This is a genomic window from Nonomuraea sp. NPDC050478 (assembly GCF_044458265.1).
GTDB lineage: Bacteria > Actinomycetota > Actinomycetes > Streptosporangiales > Streptosporangiaceae > Nonomuraea > Nonomuraea ferruginea.
The window spans coordinates 878,868-900,113 of the sequence record NZ_JBITHT010000004.1; the positions used below are offsets into that span (position 1 = coordinate 878,868).

Annotated in this window: 18 protein-coding genes; 12 read left to right on the plus strand and 6 right to left on the minus strand. The window is 69.3% G+C overall.

Translation table 11 applies throughout. From position 1 onward, the window contains the following. Positions 1-121 precede the first annotated feature (121 nt). The 5 genes from ACIBF7_RS23975 to ACIBF7_RS23995 all read left to right on the plus strand — a co-directional run bounded on the left by ACIBF7_RS23975 (position 122) and on the right by ACIBF7_RS23995 (position 4,971). On the plus strand, positions 122-1,435 hold the full coding sequence (locus ACIBF7_RS23975; protein ID WP_148033576.1) for a sugar ABC transporter substrate-binding protein: 1,314 nt from the start codon (positions 122-124) through the stop codon (positions 1,433-1,435). Next, positions 1,432-2,361, plus strand: coding sequence for a carbohydrate ABC transporter permease (locus ACIBF7_RS23980; RefSeq protein ID WP_219544184.1), 930 nt, complete (start codon positions 1,432-1,434; stop codon positions 2,359-2,361). The genes ACIBF7_RS23975 and ACIBF7_RS23980 overlap by 4 nt, the downstream gene beginning before the upstream one ends. Beyond that, a complete protein-coding gene (locus ACIBF7_RS23985; protein ID WP_246639591.1) occupies positions 2,358-3,221 on the plus strand; it encodes a carbohydrate ABC transporter permease in 864 nt (287 codons plus the stop codon). Before ACIBF7_RS23980 ends, ACIBF7_RS23985 begins: the two co-directional genes overlap by 4 nt. A gap of 70 nt (positions 3,222-3,291) precedes the next feature. Further along, positions 3,292-4,053: an IclR family transcriptional regulator gene (locus ACIBF7_RS23990; protein WP_148033578.1), complete on the plus strand. Its 762-nt coding sequence runs from the start codon at positions 3,292-3,294 to the stop codon at positions 4,051-4,053. A gap of 12 nt (positions 4,054-4,065) precedes the next feature. Further along, positions 4,066-4,971: a 5-dehydro-4-deoxyglucarate dehydratase gene (locus ACIBF7_RS23995; RefSeq protein WP_219544186.1), complete on the plus strand. Its 906-nt coding sequence runs from the start codon at positions 4,066-4,068 to the stop codon at positions 4,969-4,971. Positions 4,972-5,109: 138 nt separating this feature from the next. On the opposite strand, the gene ACIBF7_RS24000 is transcribed toward ACIBF7_RS23995, so the two are convergent. Next, complete coding sequence (locus ACIBF7_RS24000) at positions 5,110-6,567, minus strand: aldehyde dehydrogenase (NADP(+)) (RefSeq protein ID WP_397198193.1); 1,458 nt, start codon at positions 6,565-6,567, stop codon at positions 5,110-5,112. A 104-nt stretch (positions 6,568-6,671) separates the two neighbouring features. Between ACIBF7_RS24000 and ACIBF7_RS24005 the strand changes: the two genes are divergently transcribed. The 3 genes from ACIBF7_RS24005 (at position 6,672) to ACIBF7_RS24015 (ending at position 10,397) form a co-directional block, all read left to right on the plus strand. Next, complete coding sequence (locus ACIBF7_RS24005) at positions 6,672-7,928, plus strand: glucarate dehydratase family protein (RefSeq protein ID WP_397198194.1); 1,257 nt, start codon at positions 6,672-6,674, stop codon at positions 7,926-7,928. Further along, positions 7,922-9,247: a hypothetical protein gene (locus ACIBF7_RS24010; RefSeq protein ID WP_397198195.1), complete on the plus strand. Its 1,326-nt coding sequence runs from the start codon at positions 7,922-7,924 to the stop codon at positions 9,245-9,247. The genes ACIBF7_RS24005 and ACIBF7_RS24010 overlap by 7 nt, the downstream gene beginning before the upstream one ends. A 604-nt stretch (positions 9,248-9,851) precedes the next feature. Next, positions 9,852-10,397 (plus strand): DUF402 domain-containing protein, encoded by a 546-nt coding sequence (locus tag ACIBF7_RS24015; protein ID WP_364228192.1) that lies wholly within the window; start codon positions 9,852-9,854, stop codon positions 10,395-10,397. Positions 10,398-10,483: 86 nt separating this feature from the next. Here the strand turns inward: ACIBF7_RS24015 and ACIBF7_RS24020 are convergent, their stop codons facing one another. Together ACIBF7_RS24020 and ACIBF7_RS24025 are read right to left on the minus strand one after the other, a co-directional pair. Continuing rightward, a complete protein-coding gene (locus ACIBF7_RS24020) occupies positions 10,484-11,125 on the minus strand; it encodes a response regulator transcription factor (protein WP_364228190.1) in 642 nt (213 codons plus the stop codon). Next, complete coding sequence (locus ACIBF7_RS24025; RefSeq protein WP_364228188.1) at positions 11,122-12,795, minus strand: histidine kinase; 1,674 nt, start codon at positions 12,793-12,795, stop codon at positions 11,122-11,124. The genes ACIBF7_RS24020 and ACIBF7_RS24025 overlap by 4 nt, the downstream gene beginning before the upstream one ends. Before the next feature lie 164 nt (positions 12,796-12,959). On the opposite strand from ACIBF7_RS24025, the gene ACIBF7_RS24030 reads away from it, so the two are divergent. Continuing rightward, positions 12,960-13,682 carry an ABC transporter ATP-binding protein gene (locus ACIBF7_RS24030; protein ID WP_397198196.1) on the plus strand — a complete coding sequence of 241 codons (723 nt, stop codon included), beginning with the start codon at positions 12,960-12,962 and terminating at the stop codon, positions 13,680-13,682. After that, on the plus strand, positions 13,679-14,458 hold the full coding sequence (locus tag ACIBF7_RS24035; protein ID WP_364228186.1) for an ABC transporter permease: 780 nt from the start codon (positions 13,679-13,681) through the stop codon (positions 14,456-14,458). Before ACIBF7_RS24030 ends, ACIBF7_RS24035 begins: the two co-directional genes overlap by 4 nt. 846 nt (positions 14,459-15,304) lie before the next feature. Here ACIBF7_RS24035 and ACIBF7_RS24040 read toward each other — a convergent pair. Then, on the minus strand, positions 15,305-16,990 hold the full coding sequence (locus ACIBF7_RS24040; RefSeq protein WP_148033588.1) for a ribonuclease J: 1,686 nt from the start codon (positions 16,988-16,990) through the stop codon (positions 15,305-15,307). Between the two features lie 54 nt (positions 16,991-17,044). Beyond that, positions 17,045-17,962 (minus strand): 4-hydroxy-tetrahydrodipicolinate synthase, encoded by a 918-nt coding sequence (gene dapA / locus ACIBF7_RS24045; protein WP_148033589.1) that lies wholly within the window; start codon positions 17,960-17,962, stop codon positions 17,045-17,047. Positions 17,963-18,536: 574 nt separating this feature from the next. Between dapA and ACIBF7_RS24050 the strand changes: the two genes are divergently transcribed. Together ACIBF7_RS24050 and ACIBF7_RS24055 are read left to right on the plus strand one after the other, a co-directional pair. Further along, a complete protein-coding gene (locus ACIBF7_RS24050) occupies positions 18,537-19,253 on the plus strand; it encodes a GntR family transcriptional regulator (protein WP_148033590.1) in 717 nt (238 codons plus the stop codon). A 404-nt stretch (positions 19,254-19,657) separates the two neighbouring features. After that, entirely contained in the window at positions 19,658-20,314 is a 657-nt protein-coding gene (locus tag ACIBF7_RS24055) for a RadC family protein (protein ID WP_148033591.1), read from the plus strand. A gap of 641 nt (positions 20,315-20,955) precedes the next feature. Here the strand turns inward: ACIBF7_RS24055 and ACIBF7_RS24060 are convergent. After that, positions 20,956-21,246 (minus strand): hypothetical protein, encoded by a 291-nt coding sequence (locus ACIBF7_RS24060; RefSeq protein WP_397198197.1) that lies wholly within the window; start codon positions 21,244-21,246, stop codon positions 20,956-20,958.

Here is a 21,246-nt window from a genome sequence, read left to right on the forward strand (position 1 = left end):
CACAACACTGGCCCAGATTCACATTCTTGAATATTGACCGTGATGTGTGTCACTGGTTACTTTCTTCAAGACTCGCCCACATCCACGACACTTGTCACATATGTGAACAGGAGGCGGTCTTATGTCACGTCGTCTGCTCGGGGTCGCGCTGGCCACGACCCTGGCCGTTACGCTGACAGGCTGCGGCTCCGGGGGAACAAGCTCAAGCACGGACGACGCGCTGGAGATCTGGATCAGGCAGGCGCCCGATTCGGAGTCGGCCAAGACAGCGCAGCGCCTCGCCGAGGCGTTCACCAAGGCCAGCGGGATCCAGACCAAGGTGGTCGCCCTCTTCGACGACTTCGAGACCAAGCTGCAGCAGCAGGCGGCGCAGCGCGATCTGCCCGACATCGTCATCAACGACACCGCCCAGATCGGCAACATGCAGACCCAGGGCTGGCTGACCGAGGTCGACCGGGCTTCCCTGGCGGGCGGCGACAAGGTCTCCGACCTCGCCTGGAAGGCCGCCACCGCGAGCGACGGCAAGACCTGGGCGGCCCCGTTCTCCGCGCAGGCCTTCGCCATCATCGCCCGCAAGGACTGGCGCGAGAAGGTCGGCATGGAGATCCCCCAGACCTGGGAGGACCTCGCCGCGCTGGCCACCGCCTTCACCGAGAAGGACCCCGACGGCAACGGCGAGAACGACACCGCCGGCTTCGTCATCCCGGCGAGCACCAAGCGCGGCTACGCGTCCTGGTACGCCTCCTCGTTCATCTACGGCAACGGCGGCGACTTCGTCTCCCCGTCAGGCTCCGGCACGTTCACCTCCGCCATGAGCGACCCCAAGGCCGTCGAGGCGGTGCAGTTCCTCCAGGACCAGTTCTGCAAGACCAAGACCGTCAACCCGGGCGCGGTCAGCAACGACACCACGGTCACCCACGAGGTGTTCGAGAAGGGCCAGGGCGGCATCTACCTGACCGGCCCGTACGTGCTCGCCCGGTTCGTGGACAGCATCGGCACCGACAAGATCGAGGTCTACCCGGTGCCCAAGGGCCCGTCGGGCGGCCCCGGCACACTGGGCGAGGGCGAGAACGTCTACCTGATGGCCGGATCGGGCAACACCGAGGGCCAGAAGAAGTTCGCCGAGTTCGCCATCTCCGCCGAAGGCCAGCGGATCGGCATGAACAAGGACGCCAACGGCGCCATCGTCCGCCTGCCGGTCAGCTCCGAGGTCGACATGGCCGCCGAGCGCCAGGACCCGCGCTGGCAGGTGTTCCAGGACGCCTACGCCGACGCCGTATACGCCCACCCGGTGCCGAACTGGGCGCCGATCCGGCAGACCTCCGCCGACTCGATCAACACGGTGTGGGCCGACTGCGCCAAGGACGTCAAGGCGGAGATGGACGCGCTCAACACCAAGCTGACCCAGGAACTGCAGAGTCAAAAGGCATCATGACCCCGACGCTGACCACGGCGCCGCCACCGCGGGCCGCCGCCCCCGGCCAGCCGCCCCGCCGGGCGCGCTGGCGGGGGCCGCTGGTCGCCTGGGCCTTCCTGGCGCCCGCCCTGCTGCTGTTCCTGTACTTCAAGTTCATCCCGATGTTCACCGGGCTGACGATGAGCCTCCAGGAGATCCGCTACATCGACAGCACCTGGGTCGGGCTGGACAACTACGCGACCATTCTCACCGACGACGCCTTCCGCTCGGCGATCTGGCACAGCCTGGTGCTGGCGCTGGGCACCACGGCCGGCTCGATCGTGTTCGGGCTGGGCCTCGCGCTCCTGATCGAGGGGCCGGCCAGGTATCTGTGGTTCGTCAGGACCGCGGCCTTCCTGCCGGTCGTGGTCACCATGGCGGCCGTCGCCGAGGTGTGGCGGATCATGTACCACCCGGGCGACACCGGCACGCTCAACATGATCCTCGGCTGGGTGGGGATCGCCCCGCAGCCCTTCCTGGCCGACGAGGACTCCTCGCTGCTGTCGATCATGGTCATGAACATCTGGCGCGGCACCCCGTACGACATGATGATCTTCCTGGCCGGGCTGGTCGGCATCGACCGCACGCTGTACGAGGCCGCGGCGGTGGACGGCGCGTCCACCTGGAGGCGGCTGCGGCACATCACGCTGCCCGCGCTGCGGCCGGTGTTCTGGATCCTGTTCACGCTCGCCGCCATCCGCGGCCTGCGCGTGTTCGTCGAGGTGTACGTGCTCACCAACGGCGGGCCGAACGGCTCGTCCGAGGTGCTGATGACGCTCATCTACAAGCTCGGCTTCCAGACCGGCGAGCTGGGCATCGCCTCGGCGGGCGGGATCGTGCTGTTCGCGGCCACGCTCGTGCTCACCGTACTGGTCCAGCTCATGCGCAGGAGGCAGGCGGCATGATGAGGTTCGACAGCGCGCTGGGGCTGGAGTCGCGGCGCGGGCCGTTCGCCACCGCGGGCAAGATCCTGCTCTACTCGGGCATGGTGGTGGTGTTCACCGGGCCGCTGCTCGGGCTGCTGATCAGCGCCTTCAACAAGACGCTCGACCCGACCTCCTTCACCTGGTGGCCGGACGAGTTCACGTTCGACAACTTCGTGCACGCCGCCGACCGCAACGTCTATCTCTATCTGTTCAACTCCTTCGTGGTGGTCGGGTTCGGGCTGCTGCTGCAGATGATCGTGAGCGTGTTCGCCGCCTACTCGCTCGCGCGCAAGAAGTTCCGCGGCATGGGCGTGGTCATGCTGATCATGCTGGCCACGATGATGATGCCCGAGGAGATCATCGCGATCCCGCTCTCCCTCGTGCTGGCCGACATGCCGCTGCTGAACGTCAACCTGATCGGCACGTACGCGGGCATGATCCTGCCGGTCGGCGCCTGGGGCTTCTCGATCCTGGTCATGACCGAGTTCATGAAGGAGGTGCCGGTCGAGCTGGAGGAGGCCGCGCGCATCGACGGGGCGGGCGAGCTGCGCACGTTCTTCACCGTCATCCTGCCGCTGTGCCGGCCCGCGCTCGGCGTGATCGGCGTCTTCGGCTTCACCATGATCTGGGACCAGTACCTGCTGCCGCTCATCGTGGCGCCCGAGTCGAGCATGTGGACGCTGCCCATCGCGCTGCGCTCGCTCCGCTCCGACGAGGAGGTGGGCATCGGCGTGCTGCTGGCGGCCACGCTGCTGGCGCTGCTGCCGTCGATCATCGCGTTCCTCGCCTTCCAGCGGCAGTTCATGCGCGGTCTGACGAGTGGGGCGGTGAAGGGGTGACCTGTGTCCATGTATCTGGACGACATCCCATATCCTGACACCCATAAGTCGCAGTCGAGATGGGACGATCATGGAGCCGCAGCTGGTCAAGTCCGCCGAGCGGACCGTACGCATCCTGGAGGCCCTCGCCGCCGCCCCGGGCACGCTGACGCTGTCGGAGGTGCAACAGCTCACCGGGTTCCCGCGCAGCAGCCTGCACGCGCTGATGCGCACGCTGGTGGAGCTCAACTGGGTGGAGACCGACGCCGCCCGGTCGGCCTTCGGCATCGGCCCGCACGCGCTGCTGACCGGGACCGCCTATCTGGACAAGGACCCGGCGCTGCCGTTCGCCCAGGCGACGCTGGAGGACCTCAGGGAGGAGACCGGGCAGACCGCCCACTTCGCCCGCAGGGACGAGGCGCACGTCCTCTATCTGGCCACCCGCGAATCCCGCGACGCCCACCACATCATCCCCCGGGTGGGCAGGCGGCTGCCCGCCCACGTGACCGCGCTCGGCCAGGTGCTGCTCGCCCAGCTCACCGACGACGAGGTCAAGGCCCTGCTCCCCGACCCGCTGCCCGGCATCACCGACCACACGATCACCGACCTGGGCAAGCTGACCGGCGAGCTCGACCAGGTCCGCACCCGGGGCTGGGCGTACGAACGCGAGCAGGGCACGTCGGGCGTGGCCTGCGTGGCCGTCACGGTCGACTACCGGATCCCGGCCACCGACGCGATCAGCTGCTCGATGCCGGCAGACCTGCCGCCCGCCCAGATCGAGCGGGTCATCGAAGCGGTGATCACACACACCCACAAGCTGGCTGCCACTCTCCGGCGAGAGGGCATCCGGTAAAAGGAGGCGCTGATGCGGCTAGAAGGCGTTCTGTTCTTCCCGGTGACCCCGTTCGGTCCCGACGGCGAGGTGGCCGGGGAGACGCTCGGCCGGCACGTCGACGCCGGGGTAACGGCGGGAGCGGGAGGGGTGTTCACCGCGTGCGGGACGGGTGAGTTCAACGCCCTCGGCCCCGGCGACTACACCACCACGGTGCGGGCGTCCGTGGCCGCCGCGGGCGGGCGGGTGCCCGTCTTCGCGGGCGCGGGCGGCACGCTCCCCGAAGCCAGGACGCTGGCCCGCACGGCCGCCGCGGAGGGCGCCGACGGGCTGCTCATCATGCCCCCGTACCTGGTCAGCGCGCCGCCGGAAGGCCTGGTCGACTACGTGCGCGACGTCGCCCTGGCGGGCGGGCTGCCCGTCATCATCTACCAGCGCAACAACGCCCGCTTCTCCCCCGCCGCCGTCGCCGAGCTGGCGCGGATGCCGGAGGTGATCGGGTTCAAGGACGGGCTGGGCGACCTCGACCTGCTCCAGCGCATCATCCTGACCGTGCGCGAGTCGGCGGGGCCGGACTTCACGTTCTTCAACGGGCTGCCGACGGCCGAGCTGACCGTGCCCGCCTACCGAGGGCTGGGGGTGAACCTCTACTCCAGCGCCGCCTTCGCGTTCGCCCCGGAGGTCGCGCTGGCCTTCTACCGGGCGATCACCTCCGGGGACGAGGAGCTGACCCGCCGCCTGCTGACGGGTTTCTACAAGCCCCTGGTGGAGCTGCGCGACCAGGTCCCGGGGTACGCGGTCTCGCTGGTCAAGGCCGGCGTACGACTGCGCGGGCTGGACGTGGGCGGGGTACGGCCGCCCCTGGTCGACCCCGCACCGGAGCACGTGGCGGAGCTGGAGAAGATCATCGCCGCCGGCATGGAGATCATTGGCGCCTGACCCGTCCCCCATCGCGGGAGGGTCATGCCCTCCCGCGGTGGGGGTAGCCGGCTCCTGACCGGCGGACACGTCGCACACCCGGGGCCGCCGGGAGGACCGAGCCTCCCTGCGACCGCGGCGCCCACCTGGGCCGCCGTTCTACCGTCCGAGTACGCCGTCCACGCGGCGGGGGATTCCCAGGGGGTTGTCGTCCTTCAGCTCGTCAGGCAGCAGCGCCTCGGGCCAGTCCTGGTAGGCCGTGGGCTCCAGCCAGCGGTCGATGGCCGTGGCGCCGACCGAGGTGGTCGCCGTGGTCGTGGCCGGCCAGGGGCCGCCGTGATGCATGGCCCAGGTGACGGCCACGCCGGTGGGCCAGCCGTTCCAGATCAGCCGCCCGGCCTTCCGGCCGAGCACGTCGACCAGCGGCTCCGCCTCACCGGCGTCGGCGGCGTGCACGGTGGCGGTGAGCGAGCCCTCCAGCCGTTCCAGCACCGGCGGCAGGTCGCCGACCTCACGGTAGGTGACCACGATCGAGGCGGGCCCGAAGCACTCCTCACCGATGCCGGGCAGCTTCTCGGCGAAGGTGTCGAGATCGGTGGTGAACACCTTGGGCGTCACCGACCAGCCGCCCTCCCCCGGCGAGCCCTCGGCCAGCAGCTCCAGCTGCCCGAGCCGGTCCAGACCGCCCAGGTAACCCTCGCGGATCCGCTCGGCCAGCATCGGCCCGCCGCTGGTGCCCTCGACGGCCTCGGCCAGCGCCTTGCGCAACTCGTCGCCCTCGGGCACGAACATCAGCCCCGGGTTGGTGCAGAACTGCCCCACCCCCTGGGTCAGCGAGGCGGCGAAGCCGGTGGCGACCTGCTGCGCGGACGCCGACGGCAGCACCACGACGGGGTTCACGCTGCCCAGCTCGCCGAAGAAGGGGATCGGCACCTCGCGCTCGTCGATGAGCCGCTGGATCGCCTTGCCCCCCGCGACGGACCCGGTGAACCCCGCCGCGACCACCGCCGGGTGCCGCACCAGGTCGGCGCCGGCGTCGAGGCCGTGCACCAGACCCAGCAGGTCAGGGTACGGGAGCGCGTCGCGTACCAGCTTGGCCACCCGCTCGGAGGTGCCGGGATGACCGGGATGCGCCTTGACCACCACCGGGCAGCCGGCCGCCAGCGCGGAGGCGGTGTCGCCGCCGGCCACCGAGAACGCGAAGGGGAAGTTACTGGCCGCGAACACCGCCACCACGCCGGGCAGCGGCCGCTTCACGCGCCGCACGTCCGGCCGCGGCGGCTCGGCGTGATCGATGATCGCGTCGAGGTAGCCGCCGTCCCTGATCACCCGGGCGAAGAACCTGAACTGGCCCGTGGTGCGGCCCACCTCGCCGCGCAGCCGTGCCTCGCCGAGCGCCGTCTCCTCGTCGGCGAGCCGCCACAGCTCGTCGGCGTGCGCGTCCAGCGCGTCCGCGACGGCCTCCAGCGCCACCGCGCGGTCTTCCGCCGGGGTCGCCCGCCACGCCTGGCCCGCTGCCAAGGCGGCGGAGACCACCAGGTCGACCCCGGCTCGGTCGGTCTCGGCCACGCCGGCGCCCACGGGCTCACCGGTCCTGGGGTCGTATCCGTAGATCATCGAATGGCCCTTCGGAGTCTTGACACCTTCTCAGCTCGATTCTTACAGTTGCCGCATTCTGTCCACAAACCTGGCCCCTGTTCACATACATGGACGGCGATCACATGATCATCAGGCAGATCCACGTCACCCCCGTCGCCTTCAAGGATCCGCCCCTCCTGAACGCCGCCGGAGTGCACGAACCCTGGGCGCTGCGCACGATCGTCGAGCTGGTGACCGACGAGGGCCTGACCGGTCTCGGCGAGACGTACGGCGACCTGGCACACCTGTCCAAGGTACGCGAGTGCGCGCAGGCGCTGGTCGGCCTGGACGTGCACCACACCAACCAGATGTACGCGCGCGTCGCGGCCACGGTCGGCGACGCCGTCAGCGACCTGCACGGGCTGACCGGCGTGGCCACCAAGGAGAAGAGCATCGACCGGGTCTTCTCCCCGTTCGAGGTCGCCTGCCTGGACATCCGCGGCAAGGCCGCCGGGGTCCCCGTGGTCGACCTGCTCGGGGGCCGGGTCCGCGACGCCGTCCCGTACAGCGCCTATCTCTTCTACAAGTGGGCGGGTCACCCCGGCCAGGAGCCGGACAGGTTCGGCGAGGCGCTCGACCCGGCCGGGATCGTCGAGCAGGCGGCGCTGTTCATCAAGGAGCACGGCTTCACCTCGATCAAGCTCAAGGGCGGCGTCTTCCCGCCCGACGAGGAGATCGAGGCGATCAGGGCGCTGCACGAGGCGTTCCCCGGCGTGCCGCTGCGCCTGGACCCGAACGCCGCCTGGAGCGTCGACACCTCCGTCCGGGTGGGCCGGGAGCTGGAGGGCGCGCTGGAGTATCTGGAGGACCCCACGCCGGACATCCCCGGCATGGCGGAGGTCGCGGCCAGGGTGCCGATGCCGCTGGCCACCAACATGTGCGTCGTCACCCCGGAGCACCTGCCCGAGGCCATCGCCGCCGGCGCCATCGGCGTGCTCCTGCTCGACCACCATTACTGGGGCGGCCTGCAGCGCTCGGCCCAGGTCGCCGCACTCTGCGGCACCTTCGGGCTCGAACTGTCGATGCACTCCAACTCCCATCTCGGCATCAGTCTCGCCGCCATGACCCACCTGGCCGCCGCCACCCCCAACCTCACCCACGCCTGCGACACGCACACCCCCTGGCAGGACGGCCAGGACGTGGTCGCGCCCGGCGCGCTGCGCTTCGAAGGCGGCGCCGTCCCGGTGCCCTCCGGCACCGGTCTGGGCGTCGAACTCGACCGCGACGCGCTGGCCGTCATGCACGAGCAGTATCGGAAGTGCGGCGTCACCGCCCGCGACGACACCACGTACATGCGGCGCTTCCAGCCCGGCTTCACCGCGAGGAGGCCGCGGTGGTGAACGTCGCCTACGTCTACCCCTGGGACGTCGTCGGGGACCCCGCCGCCGCCGAGCGCATCGCCGCACTCGGCGTGACGACCGTCGCCCTCGCCGCCTCCTACCACTCCACCCGCGCGGCCACCCCCTTCCACCCCGCGCACCGCGTCCTCGACGTCCCCCACTCCGCCTTCTACCTTCCCGTACGTCCCGAAGCCTGGGGCCGGCTCACCCCCGCCACCCCGACCTGGACCACCCCCGACGCGTACCTCCTGGCCCAGTCGGCCCTGCGCGCGGCCGGCCTGCGCGTGCACGCCTGGACCGTGCTCACCCACAACGCCCAACTCGGCACCGCCTTCCCCCACCTCGTCGTACGCAACGCCTTCGGCGACCCTTACCCGTACGCGCTCTGCCCGTCGGCCCCCGACGTCGCCGAGTACTGCGAACGACTGGTGCGCGAGGTGCTGGTGGCGGGCCGCCCCGACGGCCTCATCCTGGAGGGCTGCGGCCCCATGGGCTTCGCCCACCAGGGCGTCCACGAGAAGACCTCGGGCGCCGGCTACGACCCGGACCTGATGTCCCTCTGCTTCTGCGCCTCCTGCGCCCCCCGCTACCCCACCGACACCAGGACCCGAGTCCGCAACGCCATCGACACCGACACATCAACCGAGGTCCGCACCTCCCTCGACACGGACACCCGACCCCACGCCGCCGCCCTCGACACCCAAACGCACGCCGGCACCGCCCTCCACACACCCACCGCCCTCGACACCCAAGCGCACGCCAGCACCGCCCTCCACACGCCCACCGACACCCGAACCCACGCCCGCACCGCCGACGGCACCCCCACCGAACCGCCGCCCCACGACGCCCCGAAGAGCCTCGTGGAAGCAGCCCTCGGCCCGCTCGCGGACGAGGTACGGGCCGTCCGCGTGGAGCTCTCGGCCTCCCTCCGCCACCACCTGATCACCGCCGCCCGCGAGATCGCCCCTTACATCCCGATCACCTTGCACGCCAACCCCGACCCTTGGGCGACGGGCCCCTTCGCCGCCCTCCCCACCGGCGACCCCGGCGCCGACGTCCTGGTGGGCAACTGCTGGGGCGACCCTGCCACGGACGCCGCCCGCCTCTCCCGCCTCGCCGAACTGCGCACCCCCGGCCAACGGGTCGGCGCGTACGTCCTGGCCCTCCCCCCGCGCCCCGCCCACCCGGAGACACTGGCCGAACTCCTCACCGCCTACGCCAAGGCAGGCGCGTCGGAGTTCCACCTGTACCACGCAGGCTTGGCAAGCCCACAACGTCTGACCGCCATGGCCCAAGCCCTCGAACTGACCCGCCTATAGCCCGACACGCCCAGCATCCACCACACCCCGCAGCGACGACTCGCGACGCGAAGCGCCCGCACCCGTCACACCGGAGCAGAGTCCTCGTGGAGCAGGGTCGGATGTGGACCACGGTCGGATGTGGACCACGGTCGGATGTGAAGCGCGGCCCCACCCGAAGCAAGGCCCCATTCGGAGCAGGGTCCCACTCGGAGCGAGGTCCCGCCTGGAGGAGGCGCGACACCAAGTGGAGTCACGGCACGCAACGGAGCTGACGCCAGCCGAAGCACGTCACCCAACGGAGCCGACGCCAGCCGAGACACGACACCCAACGGAGCCGACGCCAGCCGAGACACGACACCCAACGGAACGCGACACCCAGTGAGCACGGCGCCGCTGGGTGTCGCACCTCCACGCCCCACTGCCGCGGCATCCCCCTGACGAGACCCGCGAAAGACCATCCCGGGTCTCGTCCGCCCACAGACTGCTTTGGCATCATGAGCACGTAAGCATCAGCAGGCGTCCCGACACCGGCCGCCGCACCCTGCCCATCTCCCCTGGTACGAAAGCCGACACCACCACGAACCCCCTCAAAAACGCCGAATCCGGCGGAAAGGCACGGGCGTTGGGTGACATCGAGATCGTCTACAGGAAGTACGGCGGCGCGTTGCACTGGCATCACCCCGGCACGCTCCTCGGCGAGGACGAACACGGCTCCTGGGTCGCGGTGCCCAGCGGAACCGTCGCCCGCAAAGGCGAAGGCCCGAAGGTCACCTGGCCCCACGACTCCCTGATGCTCTTCCCACGCTCATCCTGGTGGACCGCCACGTTCAACTCACCGCCCCACCGCATCGAGGTCTACGTCGACGTCACCACCGTCCCCGAATGGCGTGACGGCCAGGTCACCATGCTCGACCTGGACCTGGATGTCGTCAGGATGCGCGACGGCCGCCTCTTCCTCGACGACGAGGACGAGTTCGCCGAACACCAGCTGACACTCGGCTACCCGAGCGAGATCATCCGCCAGGCCGAGGACACCGCCCATTGGCTCCTCCAAGCAGTAGGCCATCACTGCGGCCCTTTCGGCGGAGCCCACACACGATGGCAGGCCGCTGAGTTCCCAACGCATCCCAACACGCCTCCACCTCATCCCCCTCGTCAAGCTCCATAGCCGACCGTCAGGAACGGACGACATCGCCGCGGCAAGCCACACCAAGGCCGACATAAGGCCCGGCCGTCACGCGGAGGCCACGGCCGTCACCGAGGTACCGAGACCAGCCCGCTTTCGTATGCCACGATCACCAGCTGCGCCCGGTCACGAGCATCGAGTTTGGCCAGTAACCGAGTGATATGGGTTTTGACCGTCGCCAGACTGAGCTGCAGATGCCGAGTGATCTCCACATTGGACAGCCCGCGGGCGATCAGAGTCAGCACCTCCCGTTCCCGCTCGGTCACCCCCTCCAGCCCACGCACCTGAGGCGTCGCGGGCGTCCGCGCGAACTCCTCGATCAGCCGCCGCGTGACCGTCGGAGCCAGCAGCGCCTCTCCTCTGGCCACCACCCTGATCGCGGCGAGCAGGTCAGCCGGTGGCGTGTCCTTGAGCAGGAACCCGCTCGCCCCGGCCCGCAGCGCGTCGTACACGTACGCGTCCAGGTCGAACATGGTCACGATGAGAACCCGCGAGCCCTTCCCGATCAGTCTTGTCGCCTCGATGCCGTCCATGTCCGGCATACGCACGTCCATGAGCACGACGTCGGGCCGCTCCCGCTCGGTCATGGCCACGGCCTCCACCCCCGTCGACGCCTCCCCCACCACCTCCAGATCGGGCTCGGAGTCCACCAGCACCTTGAAGCTGCCCCGGAGCAGCGCCTGATCATCAGCAATCAGCACCCGGATCATGAATCACTCCCGTAGGGGAGGCTGGCCGAGACCCGGAAGCCTTGACCGATCATTCCGCCCGCCTCGAACGTCCCGCCGTACATCATGACCCGCTCCCGCATCCCGATCAGCCCGTGACCAGGCCCTCTGCCGGTCATCGTGCGATGACCGGGCCCGTCGTCGCTGACCTCGATCCGCACCGCCCGCCCGTCGTCGACCACGGACACCCGGCACCGCGCAGGCGCGGCATGCTTGACCACGTTGGTGAGCGCCTCCTGAACGATCCGGTACACGGAAAGCTCCACCCCTTCAGGCAGCCTTCCCCGCACAGGCTGAGCAGGTGCTCCCCCCTCCGCAACCCCCACCTTCTCGGCGGACTGCCTGCCCGTCATGGACCTCCTCCCGTACACGGACGCCTCCTCCCCAGAAGACATGTCCCGCGTGGACGCTCCGTCATCTCCTTCCTCCGTCGCGAGACCCGCTCCACTTTCCGTTCTGGCACCTGATCCACTTGCCGCCGCAGGACCCGATTGGCCCTGCGCAGTGATGCGTGATCCGCCCTCCGTAGTGAAACGTGATCCACCCTGCGTGGTGAATCTTGATCCGCTCTCTTTCGTGAAACTTGCTCCATCCTGAGTAGCGAAACTCGAACCATCCCGCGTACCGAAGCTCGAAACACCCTGCGTAGCGAAGCTCGAATCATCCTGCGTACCGAAGCTTGATCCACTTTTCCTCGTGGAGCTTGATCCACTCTGCGTGCTGAGGCCTGTCCCGCCCTCCGCCTGACCCGCCGCTAGACCCGACGTCTCGCCAGCCCTCATCTGCCGCGCCTCGGGGAACATGCCGCCCATTGCGCTCTCCCGCATCTCCAGACCACCTTGACCTCCCGCCATGCTGACGTCGAGCTCCACGTCCACTCCAGCCTGTCGGGCCTGCTCGGCCAGACCAGTCAACCCGCGGAGCCCCGGCGCAGGACCGCGGGCCGGGCTCTCCGAAGAACGCAGCACCCCCAGCAGGTGGCGCATCTCGACCAGCGCGTTCCTGCTGGCGGTCTCGATCACCCGCAACGCGTCGTGAGCCTCCTCCGGCTTCGTGGCGAGGACGTGGTTGGCCACTCCCGCCTTGACCGCGATCAGCCCCACGTTGTGCGTCACCACGTCGTGCAACTCCCGGGCGATGCGCAGCCGCTCCTCGGCCACGGCCTGCTCGGCCAGGCGCTCGGCATGGCGCGTCGCGTACATCCGCCGTTCGCGCACGGCTCGGCCGACCGTCCAGGCGCCGCCGAGGGCGGCGATGCCGAACAACGCCTCGTCGACGCCCAGCAGCCATGCGGGCCCCTCGGGGTGAGGCACACCGCCCACCATCACCAGCCCGACCCCGGTCAGCAGGGCGAGCACCCCGATCGTCGAGGTGGGCAGCCAGCTGCCGCGGTCTTCCGCCACCGCCACCAGGTAGAGCGCGTAAGCCGGCGACACGTACGCGAAGCTGAACGCCCCGCTCACCACCGCCGTGACGGCCAGCGCAACCGTGAAGAGGAAGACCGGCAGCGGCCACACTCTCCTCAGTGCCAGCGGCAGCCCCAGACCCAGCGGGATGGCCAGCCTGGCCCACGGCGGGATCCCCGCGGCGTTGACCGTCGCCGTCAGGGCGACCAACACGAAGGCCAGCGCGGCGACCAGATCCAGCGCCATCAGCTGGGAGCGCCCCAGCGGCCCGACGAAGAGGCGGTGCGACTCGTTCACGCGAACGACGGTAGCCCTAGACCTCGATTCCGCACGTCAGACCAGGGTCTGACTTTGAGGTTCGAACCGTGGTCCGATGTGACGAAGCCCCTCCGTGCCACACCCTTTACGGCGTGATCGAACTCAAGCACCTCACGAAACGCTACGGCTCGACGCTCGCCGTCGACGACCTGTCGTTCACCGCGCGCCCAGGGCACGTCACCGGCTTCCTCGGCCCCAACGGCGCGGGCAAGTCGACGACCATGCGGCTGATCCTCGGCCTCGATGCCCCCACCTCGGGCAACGCACTGGTCAACGGCAGGCGCTACACCACTTTCCTCACACCCATGCGCGAGGTCGGCGCCCTGCTCGACGCCGGCGCCGTCCACGGAGGCCGGAGCGCCCGCGACCATCTCCTCTGCCTGGCCCGCACCAACGGCATCGGCCCTCGGCGTGTGACCGAGCTGCTGGAGCGCGTCGGCCTCGACGGCGTCGCCCGCAAGCATGTGGGCGGCTTCTCGCTCGGCATGAAGCAGCGCCTCGGCATCGCCGCGGCACTGCTCGGCGACCCCGGTGTGCTGATCTTCGACGAGCCGGTCAACGGGCTCGATCCCGACGGCGTCCGCTGGATCCGCGACCTGATGCGCTCGCTGGCCACCCAAGGCAGGACGATCCTGCTCTCCAGCCATCTGATGAGCGAGATGGCGCTGACCGCCGACCGCATCGTCATCGTGAGCAGGGGCAAGCTGATCGCGGAGGCCACGGTCGAGGAGCTCACCGCTCGCTATCCCTCCCTGGAGGACGCCTATCTCGCGCTCACCGCGAGCAGCGCCGGACACCGGGCGGGCAGACCATGAGACACGTCCTGCCGGCCGAGTGGCTCAAGCTCCACTCCGTACGTTCGAGCCGGCTCGCCATCCTGCTGGCCCTCGGCGGGGTCCTGCTCGGTTTCGGCATAGCGCAGATGGCGGTCGGCATGTACGACAGCGCGTCTCCGGCTCAGCAGGCCAGGGCCCGCATCGCGGAGCTGGAGGAGGTCGTGCTGATCGTTCCCCAGCTCAGCCTCGGCATCCTCGGCGTGCTGGCCATGACCTCGGAGTACGCGACCGGGCTGATCAGGACCAGCTTGACCGTGGTCCCCCGGCGCTGGCCGGTGCTGACGGCCAAGGCTGCGGTCGTCGGCGTGATCGGGCTGGTGACAGGGCCGGTGGTGGTCTTCGGCACGCACCTCGTGTGCCGCTGGGTCATCGGCGATCGCTTCTCCGGCCTCTACCAGGCGCCGTTCTCCGGCAAGCTGCCGCTGCTGGTCGCCCTCAGTCTGACCGTGCCGGTGTTCGCGCTACTGGGGCTCGGCCTGGGAGCGATCCTGCGCTCCACCGCAGGCGGGATCACGCTGCTGGTAGGGCTCGTCTACGTCATCCCCATGATCGTGGGCAACCTCCCCGGACCGTGGAACGAGTGGCTCGGCTCGGCGATGATCAGCGCCCTTGCCCGCCAGATCAGTGGTGACCTGACCACCCCGGGCCTCTACGGCACCTCGCTGCCGCCGCCGATGGCAGCCGTTCTCCTGGCCTGTTACGCGGTGCTCCCCGTGCTCGCGGGCCTGTGGCTGCTGCAACGGAGAGACGCTTGACAACACAGCATCGCCATATGCCAGCCGTGGGCAGGCCTCAGCCCGGTCCGCTCGCCGGCAGCGTAGCGATCGTCTGAAGGAGGCCTGCCAGGTGATGATCAGACTGCTGCGGCAGGAGCCCGCCACAATGCACGGCGAGCGATTCCGGCTCATCGGCGCCCGCAGCGAGCGCGCGGACGCAACGGCCTCATCCGCCTATCGGCATCGGAAGCAGCGGCGAGAAGCGCACACTGCGGATCACCACGCCATGCCCAGCCCTGGACTTCAACATTGGCACCATCGAGCAGTTCCGCCGCGCACATGACATGCTCCGTCGGCTCCGCACCGACGCGGGACGGGACCTATCAACGCCGCGCGGACGCCGGACAGGACCCATCACCACCGTGCCGACGCCGAACGGGATGCATCGACGCCGCGCGGATCTCGGACAGAACCCATCAACACCATGCCGACGCAGGACGGGCCCCATCAACACCGTGCCGATGCGTAACGGGGACCCATAGACGCCGCGCGGACTCAGCGCGGGACCCGTCCGACAGCCAGGTGCACCACGACGGGGACTCGGCCGCAGCCGCACGCGCGTTCGCCGAGGCCGGAGCGGACCTGATGATTGTCCACTTGCGAACCCGTACCACCCGCGGCGCTGAACGCGCTGGCGGCAACCCTGTAGGGGAGCTTGCCCGGCCACAGGCCCATCCCTCAAGCTCACCTAACGTGGCGAGACAGGACGCGAAGATCCTTATGTACTTCGGTCAGGGCTGGGAACGCCTTCTCAGCACGAAGATCAACACATCCTTCGTCCCGCCGGTACGGCAGGCGGGTGTGCCTGCCGTACCGGTGCGTTGCTCAGACCTCGACCACCACAGGGATGATCATCGGGCGTCGGCGGTAGGTGTCGCTCACCCAGCGCCCCACCGTGCGGCGCACCACACGACGGATCTCCTGCATGTCGACCACCCCGTCGGCGGCCTTGTCCTGGAGAGCCCTCTCGATCTGCGGGATGAACTCCTCGAACTGCGCCGGGTCGATGCCCGAGCCGCGCGCGTGGATCTCAGGCCCGGCGGTGAGCTTGCCGGTGCTCGAGTCGACCACGACGACGACGGAGATAAAGCCCTCGTCGCCCAGGATCCTGCGGTCCTTCAACGACACGTCCGTGATCTCGCCGACCGACGAGCCGTCCACGTACACGTAACCGGCGTGCACCGCGCCGACGATCTTGGCGCGGCCGTCGACGAGGTCGACGACGACGCCGTCCTCGGCGATCACGATGTGGTCCTCGGGCACGCCGGTGAGCGAGGCCAGCTTGGCGTGTGCCCGCAGGTGCCGCCACTCTCCGTGAACCGGCATGAAGTTGGAGGGCCGGGTCAGGTTCAGCACGTAGAGCAGCTCGCCGGCTGCCGCGTGACCGGAGACGTGCACCTTGGCGTTGCCCTTGTGCACGACGCGGGCGCCCCACCGGGAGAGCCCGTTGATCACCTTGTTGACCGCGGTCTCGTTACCCGGCACCAGCGACGACGCGAGCAGGACCGTGTCGCCCTCGGTGATGCGGATGGGATGGTCGCGGTTCGCCATCCTCGACAGAGCCGCCATCGGCTCGCCCTGAGAGCCGGTGCAGATCAGCACGACGTCCTGCGGCGGCCACTGCTCGATGTCGCGGGAGTCGACGACGAGGTCCGGCGGCACATTGAGGTAGCCCAGGTCGCGGGCGACCCCCATGTTGCGCACCATCGAGCGGCCGACGAGCGCGACCTTGCGGCCGTGCTTGGCCGCGGCGTCGATGACCTGCTGGATGCGGTGGACGTGCGAGGCGAAGCTCGCCACGATCACACGCTGTTCGGAGGTACGGATGACCTCGTCGATGACCGGGCCGATCTCCCGCTCACTGGTGACGAACCCCGGCACTTCGGCGTTCGTCGAGTCGGACATCAGCAGGTCGACGCCCTCGCTGCCGAGCCGGGCGAACCCGCCCAGGTCGGTGAGCCTGCCGTCGCTCGGCAACTGGTCCATCCGGAAGTCACCGGTGTGGAGCACGATGCCGGCGGGCGTCCTGATCGCCACCGCCAGAGCATCCGGGATGGAGTGGTTGACCGCCAGGAACTCGCAGTCGAACGGCCCCAGCGTGCGCCGCTCACCCTCCACCACCTGGTTCTTCACCGGCTGGATCCGGTGTTCGGTGAGCTTCGCCTCGATCAGCGCCAAGGTGAGCTTGGAGCCGACGAGGGGAATGTCCCGCCGCTCGCGCAGCAGGTAGGGCACCGCCCCGATGTGATCCTCGTGGGCGTGTGTCAGGACGATGGCCTCGATCTGGTCGAGCCGGTCCCTGATGTAGTCGAAGTCGGGCAGGATCAGGTCGACACCCGGCTGTTCGGGCTCGGGGAAGAGCACCCCGCAGTCGACGATCAGCAGCCGGCCGTCGTACTCGAAGACCGCCATGTTTCTGCCGATCTCACCCAGCCCGCCCAGCGCGACGATGCGCAGGCCGCCTTCAGGCAGCGCCGGAGGAGGGCCGAGATCAGGATGCGGATGGCTCATGCCCGGCCCCCATGGTCAAATCGCGTTCTCAAAACTCGCAATTCCTCCCCGTTTCTAGATATCTGCCAACTTCACCCCGCCGGCCACCAGGCAAGCACGCAGCTCGGCGATTTGCTTTTCCGTCGCGGGCACGAGCGGCAGGCGCACGGGCCCGACCGGCATGCCGACCATGTCCAGTGCGGCCTTCGTCATGATCGCGCCGCCCGCGCTCATCATGATCCCTTCGACCACGGGCGCCACCTGGCGGTGGATCGCGCGTGCCTGCTCGACATCGCCGTTGCGATGGAGCTGGATCATGCGGGCGAGCTGGGCGCCCACCACGTGCCCGATCACGCTGACGAAGCCTGCCGCGCCGAGCGAGAGCCAGGCCAGGTTGAGCAGGTCGTCGCCGGAGTAGAAGACGAGATCGGTGGCGATCATCACCTGGCTGCCGCCGAAGAGGTCGCCCTTGGCGTCCTTGACTGCGACGATGCGGTCGTGCTGAGCCAGCCTGATCAGCGTCGTCGTCTTGATCGGCACCCCACTGCGCCCCGGGATGTCATAGAGCATGACCGGGAGTTCCGTGGCGTCGGCCACGGCGGTGAAGTGCCGGTACAAACCCTCCTGGGGAGGCTTGCTGTAGTAAGGGGTCACCACGAGGAGGCCGTGAGCGCCTTCGCGCGCGGCCTGCCGCGCGAGCTCGACGCTGTGGCGGGTGTCATTGGTGCCGGCCCCGGCCACCACGGTCGCCCGGTCGCCGACGGCCTCGAGGACCGTGCTGAGCAGGCGGGCCTTCTCCTCGTCGGAGGTGGTGGGGGATTCGCCGGTCGTCCCGCTGACGATCAGGCCGTCGTTGTGCTGCTCGTCCACCAGATAGGTGGCGAGCCGCCGCGCCGCCTGGTAGTCGACCGCGCCATCAGACGTGAACGGCGTGACCATGGCGGTCAGCATGCGGCCGAAGGGCGCGTCGGAGGTTCCTGTTGGCGATGCCATAGTGCGAACGCTACCCGGATTCCGAAATCCATTGGACGCCGCCACCCCGTTTTGCCTGCCTGGAGCCGCCTTTTGTCACCCCGTCCTCCGGCATTCCCGTGCACGCCCGGCCTCCGCGGCCTCACCGTCAACGCCTACCTACCCGCGGCGCGGCGTCTCCAGCCACCCGGGAGCCGGGGATCGGTCGCGGTCACAGGCGAGGTCACGATCGGACCGTGCTGGTTGACCCAATCGGCAGTCGGCCAGGACATCCAGCGAGAGATCGTCCGCGCCAGCGCCATTCACCCCGGGCCCGGCAGGCGGCTTCGCACGGCCCACCGGCTGGCAAACTCACCCGGACAAGAGGTGGCCCGGAGGGCCACATAGGAAGAGGCCGCCGATATGTGCTCGGGGGTACACACATCGACGACCTCTACCGGAGAATCGGCACCCCTTACACCGGCGTTACAGGGTTTCTCCGATAATTTTCCGCTATCGCAAAGTTGGGGCTCCAGCAGTCATCGATGACGGTCGGTTACCTGCCGAATACGGCAACATGGGGCAACGCCTCACACGAACCTCCAGGGATGGACTAGTGGCCACCTCAGATCCGGTCTACTTGCGTGTCGTCGAAGACATCCGGCGACAGATCCATGACGGCACCCTTCCTCCTGGCGCGCTCATCCCGTCACGGGCCCAGCTGACCCGCAAGTACCAGGTCGGCGAGACCGCCGCCCGCCACGCTCTCCGTGTTCTGGCCAGCGAAGGGCTCATCATCGGCCGCATCGGTTCCGGCCACTATGTGAGAGAACGATCCGAGCTCACTCCACTGCACCGGTGGCGGTTCCTCGATCGCCCCACCCCTTTCGCGGCGGATCTGCAGTCGCAGGGCTGGCGGGTGACCTGGGACTGGCACAGCGAGCCCGCAGAAGCAGGCCCCGACCTCGCCAGACGGCTGCGGGTCGACGAATCGACGACCGTGACGCGCACCCACTACGTCTTCCGCGGCGACGGCCGGCCGCTGCAACTGGCGACGGCGTACGAGCCACTGGAGTTCGCGCCCCACTCGGAGGAGGAGCGGCGCAGCCTGGTCGCGAGGATGTACGCGCACGGCGTGAAGATCACCGAAGTCGTGGAGAGCATCCACACCCGGGCGCCTCGTCCCAGCGAGAGCGAGGCCCTCGACCTGCCCGTCGGCGTGCACGTCCTCCACGTCGAACGCACCCACTGGGCCGGCGACCGTCCGGTGGAGACCAGCGACATCATCCTGCCGGGCGACCGGTTCCGCATGGTCTACAGCATGCCCGTCTGACGCCGGACCCGGAGCCGCCACAAGCTCCGGGGGGCCTCCTCAGTCATCGTCCCTTCGCCCCCGGGACCTGGTGACTTCGCCGTACGACCCATGGCCGGCGTCCTCGAAGAGACGCGTGAGAAGGAGCCGGCCCCAGGACCGTCCCCGACGACGTGACTGACGAACCGTGACCGGCGTCCTCGCGGAGACGCGCGAGAAGGAGCCGGCCCAAGAACCCTCCCCGACGACGTGACCTCGGCCGTCGTCGGCAGCCCCCTGACACCGGCCTGCCAAGCGGCAGAACAACCCGTCCATCTCGCCTTCTGCAGGCGCGATGGGGGCCTTTCGGGCATCGGGATGAGCCGTGTAAGCGCAGGTCAAAGGTTGTCGGTAGGCGTTGATACAACCATTCCCGGAGGTGGGGCATGCGGGTCAAAGATCTGCCGAGGCGCGAACGGCCACGGGAGCGGCTGATGGAGAGCGGGGCGGCGGCGCTGGCCGATCGGGAGTTGCTGGCGGTGCTGCTCGGGTCCGGGTTCCGGGGGGCGAGCGCGATGGATCTGGCCGCGCGGGTGATCGCGCACTGCGGAGACCTGGACGCTCTGGTCCGGTCGGAGCCGCATCGGCTGCTCGCCGTGCCGGGGGTGGGGCCGGCCAAGGCGGCGCGCGTGGCGGCGGCGTTCCATCTGATCCGGCGTGCGGACGCGGAGCCGGAGCGGGCCAGGGTCACCTGCACGGCGGATCTGGCGGCGGTGGCCGCGCCCCTGCTGCGCGGGCACGCGCACGAGCGGCTGGTGGTGGTCGTGTGCGACGTCCGCGGCGCGGTGCTGCGCCGGACGGTGATGACCGAGGGCGGCACGGACCATACGACGGTGCCGGTCCGCGAGATCGTCGCAGCGGTGCTCAGGTCCGGCGGTGCGCTGTTCGGGTTGGCGCACAACCACCCGAGCGGGTCGCTGGATCCCAGCGAAGCCGACGTGGTGGCGACGCGCCGCCTCGCGGAAGCCGCCGAGACGGTGGGCCTGCGGTTCCTCGATCACCTCATCGTCACGGACTCCGCTTGGCGGCGCGTCCACGTATGAGGCGACATTCGGTTGCGTCCCCACACATTTACCACGGGAAATTCCGCGCACAACGGAGACCAGTCGCTCGCGACCCTAAACCGCATGATCCCTATGAAAGCGCGGAAGCCCAGCCGGGCCAGGGAAAGGCATGGCATCCTCATTCTCGCGGGACGGCCGTTTGGACGTCATCGGCCTTCACCCGTGCGTGGTTCCGTGTCCCCCGGAGGGCGCGGGGCCATGTTCACCGCTGCCGGGCATTCTCACTGCGGTCGAAGGCAATCCGTATCGTGGACGAGAGTGCCGGACGGGCATGTCACCCGGCAGCGAGCCAATCTGTCGGCCGATCACCAGGTGACCGGCCGGCAGGGCTCAACCCGCGCGGTTTCTGTCCGGTGTCGCGCGGGGCTCCGGTCCCCTCCTCTGGTTCTCGGCGCCGGGTGGCAGCCCGGCGCCGAGAACCGCCACAAGTAGGAGGCAGCGCGCCCGATGAAGGAGCAGCGCGCCCGCGCGCTCAACGAGGAGAGCTCGGCGTACACGCCTCGCGCCGACGGAGTTCCCCTCACCGCTCAACGAGCAGATCGATCTGTTCTTCGCCGTGGCCCATGAGTTGGACCCGGCAGGTGCAAGGAGCTGGGATGACACCTGCCGGGAGTTCGAGGTCAGCGGGCTTCGCCGCGCAGCAGCTCTCCCCAGAGGGTGTCGATGACCGCCGAGGTGGACCACCGCGACTCCTCCACCACCAGCCGCCCGTTCGGCCTGCTGATCCGCCTGATGAACCGCAGCCCTCCCGCCTGACACAGCTCGTAGACGATGGGCCGGCAGTCGCACGTGTAGTCGCGCACCCTCACCCGCTCCGTGCGCGGCACCGCGGGGCACCAGTCGATCATCACCACGGCACCGTCCGCCGACGCCGGGTGCTGACCATGCAGCTCATACAACCCGCAGTCCAT

Bases quoted from the DNA above. Each gene is read 5' to 3' on its own strand.
- ACIBF7_RS23975 (WP_148033576.1), top strand. From the start codon at position 122: ATGTCACGTCGTCTGCTCGGGGTCGCGCTGGCCACGACCCTGGCCGTT.
- ACIBF7_RS23980 (WP_219544184.1), top strand. From the start codon at position 1,432: ATGACCCCGACGCTGACCACGGCGCCGCCACCGCGGGCCGCCGCCCCC.
- ACIBF7_RS23985 (WP_246639591.1), top strand. From the start codon at position 2,358: ATGATGAGGTTCGACAGCGCGCTGGGGCTGGAGTCGCGGCGCGGGCCG.
- ACIBF7_RS23990 (WP_148033578.1), top strand. From the start codon at position 3,292: ATGGAGCCGCAGCTGGTCAAGTCCGCCGAGCGGACCGTACGCATCCTG.
- ACIBF7_RS23995 (WP_219544186.1), top strand. From the start codon at position 4,066: ATGCGGCTAGAAGGCGTTCTGTTCTTCCCGGTGACCCCGTTCGGTCCC.
- ACIBF7_RS24000 (WP_397198193.1), bottom strand. From the start codon at position 6,567: ATGATCTACGGATACGACCCCAGGACCGGTGAGCCCGTGGGCGCCGGC.
- ACIBF7_RS24005 (WP_397198194.1), top strand. From the start codon at position 6,672: ATGATCATCAGGCAGATCCACGTCACCCCCGTCGCCTTCAAGGATCCG.
- ACIBF7_RS24020 (WP_364228190.1), bottom strand. From the start codon at position 11,125: ATGATCCGGGTGCTGATTGCTGATGATCAGGCGCTGCTCCGGGGCAGC.
- ACIBF7_RS24025 (WP_364228188.1), bottom strand. From the start codon at position 12,795: ATGGCGCTGGATCTGGTCGCCGCGCTGGCCTTCGTGTTGGTCGCCCTG.
- ACIBF7_RS24035 (WP_364228186.1), top strand. From the start codon at position 13,679: ATGAGACACGTCCTGCCGGCCGAGTGGCTCAAGCTCCACTCCGTACGT.
- ACIBF7_RS24040 (WP_148033588.1), bottom strand. From the start codon at position 16,990: ATGAGCCATCCGCATCCTGATCTCGGCCCTCCTCCGGCGCTGCCTGAA.
- dapA (WP_148033589.1), bottom strand. From the start codon at position 17,962: ATGGCATCGCCAACAGGAACCTCCGACGCGCCCTTCGGCCGCATGCTG.
- ACIBF7_RS24055 (WP_148033591.1), top strand. From the start codon at position 19,658: ATGCGGGTCAAAGATCTGCCGAGGCGCGAACGGCCACGGGAGCGGCTG.
- ACIBF7_RS24060 (WP_397198197.1), bottom strand. From the start codon at position 21,246: ATGGACTGCGGGTTGTATGAGCTGCATGGTCAGCACCCGGCGTCGGCG.